This is a genomic window from Clostridium celatum (genome assembly GCF_021412605.1).
Lineage (GTDB): Bacteria > Bacillota > Clostridia > Clostridiales > Clostridiaceae > Clostridium > Clostridium celatum.
Genome location: NZ_JAJKGM010000020.1, coordinates 15,261 through 28,931 on the forward strand (window position 1 = coordinate 15,261; position 13,671 = coordinate 28,931).

At 27.6% G+C, this 13,671-nt stretch carries 12 protein-coding genes and 1 other annotated feature; of the genes, 3 read left to right on the forward strand and 9 right to left on the reverse strand.

Features of this window, described 5'->3' with window-relative positions; translation table 11 throughout:
* Window positions 1-98 precede the first annotated feature (98 nt).
* Window positions 99-956 (reverse strand): Cof-type HAD-IIB family hydrolase, encoded by an 858-nt coding sequence (locus LPC13_RS09700; RefSeq protein WP_005212549.1) that lies wholly within the window; start codon window positions 954-956, stop codon window positions 99-101.
* Window positions 957-1,153: 197 nt separating this feature from the next.
* Window positions 1,154-2,014: a Cof-type HAD-IIB family hydrolase gene (locus LPC13_RS09705; protein ID WP_040419123.1), complete on the reverse strand. Its 861-nt coding sequence runs from the start codon at window positions 2,012-2,014 to the stop codon at window positions 1,154-1,156.
* Window positions 2,015-2,170: 156 nt separating this feature from the next.
* Here LPC13_RS09705 and LPC13_RS09710 point away from each other — a divergent pair, with 156 nt between their 5' ends.
* Complete coding sequence (locus tag LPC13_RS09710) at window positions 2,171-3,022, forward strand: PHP domain-containing protein (protein WP_005212545.1); 852 nt, start codon at window positions 2,171-2,173, stop codon at window positions 3,020-3,022.
* Window positions 3,023-3,149: 127 nt separating this feature from the next.
* Here LPC13_RS09710 and LPC13_RS09715 read toward each other — a convergent pair whose 3' ends face one another.
* The gene (locus LPC13_RS09715; RefSeq protein ID WP_005212542.1) at window positions 3,150-4,631 is read right to left on the reverse strand and encodes a UbiD family decarboxylase; all 1,482 of its coding nucleotides are present in this window, start codon (window positions 4,629-4,631) and stop codon (window positions 3,150-3,152) included.
* Window positions 4,632-5,131: 500 nt separating this feature from the next.
* Between LPC13_RS09715 and LPC13_RS09720 the strand changes: the two genes are divergently transcribed.
* Together LPC13_RS09720 and LPC13_RS09725 are read left to right on the forward strand one after the other, a co-directional pair.
* On the forward strand, window positions 5,132-5,248 hold the full coding sequence (locus LPC13_RS09720; protein WP_005212533.1) for a LysR family transcriptional regulator: 117 nt from the start codon (window positions 5,132-5,134) through the stop codon (window positions 5,246-5,248).
* A gap of 125 nt (window positions 5,249-5,373) precedes the next feature.
* Complete coding sequence (locus LPC13_RS09725; RefSeq protein WP_234088772.1) at window positions 5,374-6,015, forward strand: LysR family transcriptional regulator substrate-binding protein; 642 nt, start codon at window positions 5,374-5,376, stop codon at window positions 6,013-6,015.
* A 68-nt stretch (window positions 6,016-6,083) separates the two neighbouring features.
* On the opposite strand, the gene LPC13_RS09730 is transcribed toward LPC13_RS09725, so the two are convergent.
* The 6 genes from LPC13_RS09730 to fliB all read right to left on the reverse strand — a co-directional run bounded on the left by LPC13_RS09730 (window position 6,084) and on the right by fliB (window position 13,660).
* Window positions 6,084-7,538, reverse strand: a complete 1,455-nt coding sequence (locus tag LPC13_RS09730) for a glycoside hydrolase family 1 protein (protein WP_005212525.1) — start codon at window positions 7,536-7,538, stop codon at window positions 6,084-6,086.
* Between the two features lie 306 nt (window positions 7,539-7,844).
* A complete protein-coding gene (locus LPC13_RS09735; RefSeq protein ID WP_005212523.1) occupies window positions 7,845-8,237 on the reverse strand; it encodes a MerR family transcriptional regulator in 393 nt (130 codons plus the stop codon).
* Window positions 8,238-8,278: 41 nt separating this feature from the next.
* On the reverse strand, window positions 8,279-10,045 hold the full coding sequence (locus LPC13_RS09740) for a 1-deoxy-D-xylulose-5-phosphate synthase (RefSeq protein ID WP_005212521.1): 1,767 nt from the start codon (window positions 10,043-10,045) through the stop codon (window positions 8,279-8,281).
* Window positions 10,046-10,284: 239 nt separating this feature from the next.
* Window positions 10,285-11,460: an aminotransferase class I/II-fold pyridoxal phosphate-dependent enzyme gene (locus LPC13_RS09745; RefSeq protein ID WP_005212517.1), complete on the reverse strand. Its 1,176-nt coding sequence runs from the start codon at window positions 11,458-11,460 to the stop codon at window positions 10,285-10,287.
* On the reverse strand, window positions 11,457-11,939 hold the full coding sequence (locus LPC13_RS09750) for an Lrp/AsnC family transcriptional regulator (protein ID WP_005212511.1): 483 nt from the start codon (window positions 11,937-11,939) through the stop codon (window positions 11,457-11,459). The genes LPC13_RS09745 and LPC13_RS09750 overlap by 4 nt, the downstream gene beginning before the upstream one ends.
* A 101-nt stretch (window positions 11,940-12,040) precedes the next feature.
* Window positions 12,041-12,317 (reverse strand) — a binding site (T-box leader).
* Window positions 12,318-12,415: 98 nt separating this feature from the next.
* Window positions 12,416-13,660, reverse strand: a complete 1,245-nt coding sequence (gene fliB, locus LPC13_RS09755; protein WP_005212509.1) for a flagellin lysine-N-methylase — start codon at window positions 13,658-13,660, stop codon at window positions 12,416-12,418.
* Window positions 13,661-13,671 lie beyond the last annotated feature (11 nt).

Here is a 13,671-nt window from a genome sequence, read left to right on the forward strand (position 1 = left end):
TATATAATTGTATTAACAATATAACTATACCCTAAAATATCTATATAAATAAGAGATTGTAATATATTACAACCTCTTATTTATATATAATATTTATTTTATTCTAAAACCTTATAAATAGCTTTTGCAACTCCATCATTTTCATTGCTATCTGTAATATATTTTGCAATTTTCTTTATTTCTGGTATAGCATTCTCCATAGCAAATGAATTTTCAAATTCAGTAAACATTGAGTAATCATTAAAACTATCTCCTAATACTATTACTTCACTTTTATCAATTCCCATCTTTTCTATAGCCTTAGCTAAAATCAATCCTTTTTGAGCCTCTATATGACTTATTTCTATATCATTAGAAAAAGTTGATGCTACTGCTATATCTGAAATATTTTCTCTTAATCTATCCTTCACTCTTGCAATTAATTCTACATCATTATTAAATGTTATTATTTTTAATATCTCACTGTCACTTTCTAAAAATTCATATACATCATCTATGTAATTCATTTTTCTTGATTTATGGAACTTTTCAATAAATTCAATAACTTCTTCTTCGTTCATTTTTGGATTAAATAATTTAAACCTATCTATAAGTGCTTCTTTATCACTTTGCTTATTGGTTATATATGAGCCTTTATTACTCATTAGTTGAATATATAAACCTTCTTCATTTAATATATCAAATATTAATTTTACACTTTTTTTATTCATATATATACTTTCAATAACGTTACCATCTATATCTCGATATTCTGCACCATTACTTAAAATACATTCACATCTTAAATTGCACTCTTCTAAATATGGTTTTACTGCATCATAGTCTCTTCCTGTTACAATTGTAAAATGTTTTCCAATGTCTTGTGCTTTTTTTATAGCTTTCAAATTCTCCTCAGATATCATATGACTATCATTTAGTAGGGTTCCATCCATATCACTTGCTATTAATTTTATCATTATTTATTCCTCTCTTCCTACAAATTTTATTATTATATCTATTTACTATTATATCAAAACTTTATTATATTTATCTGATTAACACCATTTAAAAATCTTATTTTAAAAATTAAAAATCTCTATAAGCTTTTTTTCAATAAAGCTTATAGAGATTTTATTAAATCAAGGTTACTTTTATAATATGTTTTTATCTTATGTTATTTCCATTCTAAAGCTTTATAAATGGCCTTTGCAACTCCATCATTATCATTGCTATCTGTAATATATTTTGCGATTTCTTTTATTTCAGGTATTGCATTTTCCATAGCAAAAGAGTTTTCAAACTCTGTAAACATAGAATAGTCATTAAAACTATCACCAAGAACTATAACCTCTTCTTTTTTTATACCCATTTTTTCTATAACTTTTGCTAGTATTAATCCTTTTTGAGCTTGTATATTACTTATCTCTATATCATTTGCAAATGTTGATGCTACTGCAACACCTTCTATATTCTTTAATTTTTCTTTAAGTTCCTTAATATACTGAGCATCTTCATGATATGTCATTATCTTTAATATATCTGTATTACTATCTAAAAATCCTTCTACATCTTTAATCATCTCAGGTTTCCAAGTATCATACATATTTCTTGCTATTTCAATAATCTCTAAATCTGTTTTTCCCTTATTATATCTTCTAAATCTTTGTAATAAACTTTCTTTATAAATATCTTCATTTATTATAATCATGCCATCTTCAGTAAACATTTCAATAGCAACATTAGCTTCCATCATCACTTGTACTATCTTTCTTACAGTATCATTATCAATGGTTATTCTTTCAATTACATCTCCATTAATATCCCTATACTCTGCTCCATTACTTAAAATACATTCACATTTTAAATCGAACTCTTGAAAAAAATTCTTGACGCCACTATAATCTCTTCCTGTTACTATTGTAAAATGACATCCTCTTTCTTCTGCTATCTTTATAGCCTTTATATTTTCTTCAGATATAGTATGTTCATCATTTAATAATGTTCCATCCATATCTGATGCAATTAACTTTATCATATGCTTCTCCTTTTCCATAATACTGATTTATGTATCATTTATCTTCTTCACTATATTTTATTATACTATAATAACTCAAATTTATTTTCTATATTTTGATTTATATTACAGTATTATTCAAATTCTTATATGATATAATTATTTTGAGGTGATTATATGGTAAATTTAGTTGATTTTCATACACATTCTCTTATATCAGATGGTTCATGTAGTCCTACTGAAGTAGTACAAGCTGCGTTTAAAAATAATGTAAAAGCGTTATCCTTAACAGATCATGATAGCATTTCAGGAATACTTGAAGCTAATATAGCCTCAAAAAAATATGGTATAAATTTCATTCCGGGAATTGAAATTAGTGCACTATATCCTGATGGTAGAATGCTACATATATTAGGTTTAGGAATGGATATTAATAATGTGAATTTTTTAAATCCATATATTAAAATGAAGAAAGCTAGAGAAGAATCTCTTCCCATCACTCTTAAGTATTTGAAGTATAAACATAACTTAAGTATTGATATTAATATTCTAAAAGAAAAAAAGCTTGATGAATTTATATCTAGACATGATATTCATAAGTATCTTATAGATAATAATATCTGTAATAATAGTAAATTAATTTGGAATACTTATTTAGATCCTATACCATATGGAAAAAATGAATTAATTCCTATTGAAGAAGCAATTAATATGATTAACAAATCAGGTGGAGTATCAATTTTAGCTCACTATAATAATAGGAATGGTTTTTCAAATATCAATAAATCCAAAGTTGAAGAACATATTAAATATCTGATTTCCTTAGGACTTAGAGGTATTGAAAAGTATTATCCAACCTTTAATGATGATGATTATAGATTTGTAGATTACTTAATCAAAAAATATAAACTGATTCCTTCTGGTGGAACTGATTTTCATGGATCTTATAGGCCAAATAATGATATCGGAATTGGTAATGGCACTTTTGCAGTTCCTTATGAAGTCTTTTATAATATAAAAAATTACTGATAATATAAAATACAACATACATTCATATTGATAAAATATAAATAACGAAAAATCTAGAATTAAATATTAATGTATTAAACTATTTAATAGGGACATCAAAAGTTACTTTCATGTCCCTTACTTACTATTATTTATATTCTTCTATTTTAAACTTTTCTAAATCTACTTCAGTAAATTTAGCTCTCTTAAACTTATCTTTTAATTCATAAGGTACAGTACAATCAAATATAGTTTTACAAGCTATTCCCCTATCTCTAATAGTCCAGCTATATTCTGGACTTTGTGAAGGGTCTAATGGGTGACATCTTACCCCTGGAATAAATATTGTGTCAATATCACCTTGATACCTAGTATTTAATGCCCATAAAACATCATTACTATCAAATGGATCTACATCTTCATCAACTAATATTACAGTTTTTAATTCGGAAAAAGCTGATAATGCTAATAGTGCTGCCTGTCTTTCTCTCCCTTGATCACTAGCAATACTCTTTTTAATTTGTAATATAGCCATATATTTTCCCCCACCTGCTGGATGAGCATATACATTTACAAGTCTACCTGGCATTGCTTTTTCAACCATCTGTATTATACTTGCTTCTGTTGGAATTCCAGCCATATTAACATGCTCTTCACTAGGTCCTATACAAGTTTGCATTATTGGATTTTTTCTATGAGTTATTGCTTTTACTCTAATTACGGGTAATTCTTTAGCAGCTTCACCTGTATAACCAGGAAATTCAGGCATTGCCTTTCCAGTGTTTGTATTCTTATCTTCTCTTATTCTCTTATTAGGTACTAATTCACCTTCAATTACATATTCAGCTCTTGCGATTGCAGCTTCATCAACAGTTAAGCATTTAACCATTTCAACAGGTTTATTTCTTATTGCTCCAGCTATAGATAATTCATTAAATCCAATTGGTGTAGTTGGTGGTTCAAAGCACGATGCTATTTCAATTGCAGGGTCAACGCCTATACTAATAGATATTGGTAGTGCTTCTCCACTTTCTTCTGCTTTCTTACGGAATGCATCTAACTGCCTTACTCCCGGTGTAAAGAACATAGATAATTCATCCTTTCCTTGTAAGCATAAACGATGAATTGTAACATCACCTTCCCCAGTTTCAGGATCTCTTGCATAACACATTCCTAAAGTTATATATGGTCCAGCATCTTCCTCAGTATTTGTAGGTGCAGGTAATATTTTTCTTATATCAAATCCTTCATCAGTTGCATAATGTACAACTTCTTGGCATGGTGCCTTCTCATTATCTATTATTATTGGATTTATTGGATTTTTTACTGCTTCATTTAATAAAAAACCTAATCTTTTAGGTGCACAATCTAGAAGCATCCCAACTCTTTCCCTACTAGCTAAAAGTCCTATTATAACTTTAGCATCTTTATGTCCTTTAATATTATTAAAAATCATAGCTGGACCTATCTTTGTTGGTCTCTTTACAGTTCCTCCAGCTCCAATATATCTATATACTCCTGCAAGCTCTCCATGTGAATTTACTTCAACATCACTTTTAACTAATTGTCCTTTAACATTTTTTAAATACTCAATAGCACTTCTTAAATCATTAATCTCTATTTTATTCATACTCTTTTTCTCTCCATCTTAAATCATTTCCTATATCTATATTAAATCAATCTAATACTTTACAGTAGCTGTTGTCCCCGTAATTCCTATAATTAAATTCATTTTTTAACATCAATTTTATTAGTAGCAACTTTAAAAAATTCAACTTTTAATTCTCGGAAAATTTCATTGCAATAGTCGGTAAGAACCATCTATGTATTACTTTAATATATCATCTATATTAATACACATAAATTATTCCTATCGAATATTACTTCTAATTTTATATTTATACTTTTATAATTACGTTCTATTTTTATCATTTTAAATTTTCCTATTATTAAAAATCTTTTTAAAGTTACTACTATATACTGAAATTATATTTAGCCTATCCTCTAATAACAATTCCTTAATTGATATATTTTTATTCCAATTTGGAATAAGTATTAAAGCTCTTTCAATAAATTAATTACTATCATGATATAATATAAGTATCTTATAGAAATGACGGTGATTAACTTATGAACATAGAAAGTTTAAAATACTTCTTAAGTGTAGAAAAATATAATAGTTTTTCCTTAGCTGCTGAAGAATTATGTATATCTCAATCTTCATTATCTAAACATATAAAAAATTAGAAGTAGAACTTAACTGTGTACTTTTTGAAAGATGTACTAGGCATATTAATTTAACTGATGCTGGAATTACTTTAAAAAAATATTCTTTAAATATAGTTAATAACTACGATGAATTATTAATTGATATGAATAAATTCACTTCTTCTTTTCCTAAATTGTCTATTGGCTATATTCCAGTAATAAATCAATATAACATTGCTAATCTTATTGGACGCTTTAATAGCAAAGTTACAGATTTACAATTAATTTTTCACGAAGGTGAACATTCTGAAATACTTAATTTGTTGTTATCTCAAAAAATAGATTTTGCCTTTTTAAGAAGTGATACATTAGATTATTCAAATTTAGATATTACACAATTAGCTCAAGATGAACTTGTACTAATTGTCCCTAAAACTCACCCTCTTTCAAAAAAGAAATATGTTTCTATTTCAGAATTATCAAATGAAAATTTTATTTCTTTAGGAAAAAACTCTGGAGTTTATTATTTTTTTGTTAGCCAGTGTAAAAAGTTTTCATTCGAACCTAATGTAGTTTGTTTTAATAGTAGAATAGAAAATATATTAGGACTTGTCGTTGCTGGAATGGGAATTTCACCACTTATGAGGAAAACCGTTGAGTGCTTTGATAAAACGAATATTTCTATTGTACTTATAAAGGAAAAAATATCTAGTAATTTATGTTTGGTTCATTTGAAAAATAAAAAATTATCTAAAATAGAAAATGAATTTAAAAATTATTTAATTAAAAATACAACTACGATATAAATCTTATATACTGATTTATATCGCAGTGATGTATTTTATATCAAATCAAACCTATAAGTTCATTTATTTTATAGCTCTTCACCATTACTATCAATTACTTTTTTGTACCAATAAAAACTATTTTTTCTTGATCTATCTAAAGTTCCAGTACCATCATTATTTTTATCAACATAGATAAATCCATATCTCTTCTTCATTTCACCAGTACCAGCACTTACTAAATCTATACAGCCCCATGGAGTATATCCCCATAGTTCTACACCATCACCAATTGCCTCTTTCATTTGTTCAATATGGGATTTTAAGTATTTAATTCTATAGTCATCATTGATTGATCCATCTTCTTCTACTTTATCAACTGCACCTAATCCATTTTCAACAATCATCATTGGAATTTGATATCTATTATAGATTTCATTTAAAGTGGTTCTTAATCCTATTGGGTCAATTTGCCATCCCCAATCACTTGATTCTAGATAAGGATTCTTTAAGCCCATTGATAAGTTTCCACCTGTAGTTTCAAGATCTGGATTATTACTTACACAGTTTGTCATGTAGTAGCTAAATGTATAGAAATCAACAGTTCCATTTTTAAGAGTCTCTAAATCTCCTTCTTCCATCTTAATATCTACATTGTTTTCTCTAAAGAAACGTTTAGCAAATCCTGAATATGCTCCTCTAACTTGTACATCACTACATAAGAAATTCGAGAATTCTTCTTGTTGTTGAGCTAATAATACATCTTCTGGACTACAAGTATATGGATATAACTTTCCAAATGCAATCATACATCCAATTTTAAATTCTGGATTAATAGAGTGTCCTAACTGAACAGCTTTAGCACTTGCAATAAATTGATGATGTAAAGCTTGGAAACATTCTTGATAATGATTATCTTCAGCTGCACCAAATTTTAATTCTCTAATTTCATCAAACATTACTCCTGCACCCATAAAGGCAGCTGCTGGTCCATGAGTTAAAATATTTATTTCATTAAATGTTAACCAATATTTAACTACATCTTTATATCTATTAAATATAGTTTCACAATATCTTAAATAACAATCAATGGTTTCTCTTCCTAACCATCCATTCCATTTATTTGTTAATCCAAATGGTGTTTCATAATGAGATATTGTTACTAATGGTTCTATGTTGTATTTTTTTAATTCAGCAAATACATCATCATAGAATTTTAATCCTTCTTCATTTGGTTCTAGTTCATCTCCATTTGGAAATATTCTTGTCCAATTTATAGATAATCTAAAAGTCTTGAATCCCATCTCTGCAAATAATGCTATATCTTCCTTATATCTATGATAAAAATCTATTGCTTCATGGCTTGGATAATATGTTCCTTCTTCAATTTCTGGAGTTATTCTTCTTGCTGTACTGTGAGTTCCACCTGTCATAACATCTGATGTACTTAATCCTTTTCCACCTTCTCTATATCCACCTTCAAATTGGTTTGCAGCTGTTGCTCCTCCCCACAAAAAGTTCTCTGGAAATTTAATATTACTCATAATTAATTACCTCCCAACAAATTCATAGTTTATGATTTTATTTTATCCATTTTTTGAGCAAAAATCAAGTTTTTTCTTTGTTAATAGTTCATTTAAAGAATATTTATTTTAATACCATCACTTATATTCTTATTTTCGATATTATTTAATCATAATTATTCATAATATGAACAATTGCAACTAACCATATCTATCGCTTAATAAAGCAATTTTAATCTTATGCTAAAAAAATAGTAGAATAGATTATAATTATCGTAATAATTTAACTCTACTCTACTATTATTAATTAACTTTTTACTTTTAAATTTATATTATTTTTTTATGAATTTCTTCTGTTCCTGCCTTAACAGCTTTTTCATAGTATGAAATTTTATGTTCAATTACATCCATTATTTTATTGAGCTCTTCCATTTGTTCCTTAACAACTTCTTTTCTTTTAATAAATATATCTAAGCGATTTTCTAAAGTGCTATCCCCTTCTATACACATATCAATAAACACCTTAATATCTTTTATAGGCATTCCAGATTTCTTCATACACGATATTATTTCTAAAGTCTTTAAATCTGATTCTTTAAATAAACGAGTTCCATTTTCCTTTCTTTCAATAAAGGGCAGTAGCCCTTCTTTATCATAATATCGTAGCGTTGGTACTGAAACTCCCATAATTTCCGCTACCTGCTTAATTGTATATATCATATAACTACACCTTCCTTTAAGGTATTTTATTATAATAGTTATTATTTCAATATATTTTTAATATCACCAACAATTAATTCTTCGGTTAAATGGTATCTTTCGTATAATTCTTCTAATGGTACCCTATCAGTAAATTCCTTTGTTGCGCCAAAATTTAATACCTTAATTTCTTTATCTCCATAGAATCTAGTAATTTTTTCACCAAAACCACCATCAAGAATTCCATCCTCTAAAGTAACTACTAACTTATGATTATCTAGTAGTTCTGTTAATAACTCTTTATCAATTCCTGTAATAAATCTAGGATTTATTAATGTAGCATTTATACCACTTTCATTCTTTAATTTTTCGTGAACTCTTTTTCCTAGTTCATAAAATGAACCAAGTCCAATAATTGCAACATCACTTCCATCTATAGTTTTTTCATAAACATTTAATTTATTAAAGCTTGCTTCAACCTTAATTCCTGTTGATATAACATCCCCATTTGGTACACGTATAGCTACTGGATGATTCTTTTGCTCTATTCCCCATTCCATCATAGCAAGATATTCTTCCTTATTTGTAGGAGCTAAATATACTATATTAGGTATATTAGATATTAATGGTATATCGAACACTCCTAAATGTGTAACATCTCCCCCATTTATTCCAGCCCAAGAAACCATTATAAGTGCAGGATTGTTATTTATTGCAAGGTCTTGTGATAATTGGTCATATGTCCTTTGAATAAATGAACTTAATAATGATACTACTGGTTTTCCTCCTTGTGATGCTATTCCTGATGCAAATGCTATTGCATGCTCTTCTGCTATTCCTACATCCACATATTGTTCTTTAAGACTTTCTTCTCCTCTAAAATAATTTAATCCAACAGGTCCTGGCGTTGCTGCTGTTATTGCTACAATTTTTTTATCCTCTTTAGCTTTTTCAACTAAAAACTTTCCTCCAATATCAGTGTAACTTTCCGGAAAATCAATTATACCTTGTTCTTTATTTTCTAAATTAAATGGCATTACCCAATGAAAAGCCTCTTTATTTTTTTCTGCTTCTTCGTATCCTTTACCTTTAATGGTGTGAATATGAACTACAACTGGATGATTTGTATCTTTTACCTCATTGAACACTTCTATTAACGCTTGAATATTGTTTCCTTCTTCTACATAATGATATTCAAACCCTAGTGCTTTAAACAAATTATTTTCTGCCATTCCATTTGTTTTTCTAAGCTCTGCTAAGTTTTTGTATAATCCACCATGATTTTCTGCAATAGACATATCATTATCATTTACTACTATTATTATATTTTTTCCTGAGTCTGCTGCATTATTTAACCCTTCATAAGCTTCTCCACCACTTAGAGAACCATCTCCAATTACAGCAATAATATTTTCCTTAGTACCTTTTACATCTCTAGCCTTAGCTAATCCACAAGCTAAGCTAACTGAAGTTGAAGTATGACCTACTGTAAAGAAATCATGTTCACTTTCATGTTGAGATGTATATCCTGTTATAGTTGAAAACTTTTCTGGATTAATAAATGCTTCTTTTCTTCCTGTTAAAATCTTATGTGGATATGATTGGTGTGAAACATCATAAACTATTTTATCTATTGGTGAGTTAAATACATAATGTAATGCAATAGTTGCTTCAATCATTCCTAAATTAGGTCCAAAATGTCCACCTGTTGTACTTACTTTCTTAATTAATACTTCTCTAATTTCTCCTCCTAATAAATTTAATTCTTCATTATTAAGGATTTTTAAATCCTTTGGCTCATTTATTTTATTTAAGATATTACCTTCCATATTTACCCTGTTAATATACTGTCATATAATTTAATTTTTACTAAAACTTAAAAAAATTTATTTTATTATCTTCTTAAATTTAATCAACAAATTTATCTTACAGGGTAAAGTTAACTTTATGTCAATACCTTTTATTACAAAAAAAATACAGAAATAAATTTAATATTCATTTCTGTATTTTCAAATCAACATTCATATAAAACACTATTCTATTTTGTGCTATTTCAAATAAGTATTAATTAGCATTTTTTAACTTCTTCATTCAAGAATTTTTCAATTCGTTTAAGAGCTTCTATTATATTTTCCATAGAAGAAGCATAACATGCTCTAATAAATCCTTCTCCACATTCTCCAAAAGCATTTCCTGGCACTGCAAGCACCTTTTCTTTTAATAAAAGTCTTTCACAGAATTCATCTGATGTTAACCCAGTAGATTTAATACAAGGGAATACATAAAATGCTCCAAGTGGTTCAAAGCAATCTAAACCTAATTTTCTAAATCCATCAACTAGAACTCTTCTTCTTCTATTATATTCTTTCACCATTTTATTAACACTTTCATCACCATTTCTCAAAGCTTCAATAGCTGCAAATTGTGCTGTTGTTGGTGAGCACATTATTGCATATTGATGGATCTTTTTCATGGCATCTAAAAGTACCGGATGTCCACAGATATATCCAAGTCTCCATCCAGTCATTGCATAAGACTTAGAGAATCCATTTATAACAAGAGTCTTCTCTTTAATTTCTGGAAAACTTGCTATAGATACATGTTGTTTATCATAAGATAATTCTGCATAAATTTCATCTGAAATTACTATTATATCCTTATCTTTTAATACTTTAACAAGTGGAGCTAATTCTTCCCTAGTCATTATTGCACCTGTTGGATTATTAGGGAACGGAATGATAACAACCTTTGTTTTTTCAGTAATAGCCGCTTCCAGCTCTTGTGCTGTTAATTTAAAGTCATTTTCTGCTTTAAGATTAATTATTTTAGATGTTGCTCCTGTAAAAGCTGTACATCCCTTATATGCAACAAAACTCGGCTCTGGAATTATTACCTCATCACCAGGTCCAACTAACGCTCTAAGTGCTATATCTATCCCTTCACTTCCACCAACTGTTACTAATATTTCATCCTTTGGATCATATTTTAAATCAAATTTTCTATATAAATATTTTGCTATTTCTTCTCTAAGTTCTATAAACCCTGCATTAGAAGAATAATGAGTATCACCCTGCTCCAATGAATATATTCCAGCTTCTCTTACATTCCAAGGAGTAACAAAATCTGGCTCACCTACCCCTAAAGATATTACACCTTCCATTTCATTAACTATATCAAAATACTTTCGTATACCTGAAGGAGGCATCTCTCTTACTTCTTTTCTTATCATATTTTCTAATATCATATAAATATTACCTCCCTATTTGGACCCTTCTTTTCTTTAAATATAGTTCCATGATCCTTATATTTCTTTAATACAAAATGTGTAGCTGTTCCAATTACATTATCTTGAATAGCTAATTTTTGAGATACAAACATTGCAACTTCCTTCATAGTTTTTCCTTCTACTATTACTGTAAGATCAAATCCACCTGAAGACATTAAATAACATGCCTTAACTTGATCGAATTTATATATTCTTTCAGCTACCTTATCAAAACCTTCTCCTCTTTGAGGTGTTATCTTTACTTCAATAAGAGCTGTAACTGTTTCTTTACCTGTATTTTCCCAATTTATAAGAGTAGTATATCCCGCTATTATACTCTTTTCTTCATAATCTCTAATAGCTTCTCTAACTTCCTCTACTGTTTTTCCTGCCATTACTGCTATTTGCTCATCGCTATATCTACTATTTTGTTCCAAAATCTCTAAAATTTCTTCCATAAATAACCCTCCAAAAATTAGTTTCAAATTAATTGCTTTTGATTAGTAGTTAATATAGAAACTCCTAATTTCTAAGTAATAAAAAAAGCCCCATCCCCATAAAAAGGGACGAAGCTATTATTCCGCGGTACCACCCTAATAAGTAAATTTCTTTACTCACTCAGTAAAAACTTTTATAATTATTATATATATAATAATTATAATGTTTTATTCCTTTTAACGTTAGGAAAATACGGCTTTACCTACATTAAGAAAAATTCTTAGTTCTCAGTAAGCGATTCAAAGGCTGCTTCTTTAAATTATTATTACTAAGTCTCACCAACCCTTAGCTCTCTAAAAATAATATATTTAAGTACTACTCCTTATCATTATCTTTAAATTTAATTCTATTTTCTTTTATAATATTATCTAATATAAATAATTCCAAGTCAATAATTATTATATTAAATTTATTATTTTATTATAAAAACTTCTTATCAAAGCATCTTGGCAAATTCTATATTATTAAGTTCATTTCTCTTTATATATGCTAAAGAATCCATTAAAAAACTTTTATGATGTTCAATGGTTTTTGAAAACACTTGTATAAATTCAGCTATTTTTTTGTTATCATTATCCTCACCATTTAAATATAATCCTACTAAGTAAAATTTAATAAAGCTAACTCTCATTAATAACATTATATAAGTATCAAATAATGATATTACTTCATTAAAAGGAAACATATTATTATATATATAATTAACTAAATAATTTTCAAATATATAGTCATATTTATTTTCTAAAATATATTCATACTCTTTAAATGCCTTTATATATAAATGTGAATTTTTACTTATAGATTCGTCATCCTGAATATTATACCCATTTAACATTGTTTCTGTATAATTTTTGAAAGAAACACTTTCGATTTCCTTATCTACTTTTAAAATTTTAAGCATCTTCATAAAAAAGTTAATTTGTATGATGTAATTCATATTGCTATTTCCTAATAAGGAATTTATATCTTCATCTTTATACTCTTTAAGTGTTGTTTTAACATCATATTCATTTATAAATTTAACTATCTCATTTGAATTATTCTCAAAGCCATCATCTAGTTTATTTATAAAATCTCCTAAAACATAAAGCCTTTCACTTAGTTTAAATTGCCTATTTTGAATTATTTCTATGCAAAAATCTCTTACTTCCTTAAAATATTTTAATGGAGTGTTTTTAACTTCCTTCAATGTTGTATCTACTTGTGCTGATATTATATATTTTCCTAGTTTTTCTTCTTTACTTACAAATCTTATTCCCTCTTCATTTAATAAAATAAGTCTTGCAGCTTCTGGGCATGCCACATCAAGAGACATCTCATAAGTATCATTTACCTTATTAGTAACTCTCGGAAAACATGTGCAAACATTTGAGAGATAATCTTCACCTAATTTTGAATGAATAATACAGTAGTTTTTTTTATCTAAGAAAGGACATCTCTTATCCTTTTTTAATTTAACTATTCCATAATCAACATCCTCACTACTACATCTCTCATTATTTTGAACATTCTTTTGAAACATTTTTCTCATTTCTGTATCTTTAACTTTAAAATATCTTTTAAATGTTATTTTATCTATATCTATATTCCATCCAACACAACAACTATCACTACATTTTCCGCCTATACATTTAAATTTTTCAAAATATGCTGCATATCTCTTTTTAACCTTACATTCCATTATTTACCTCA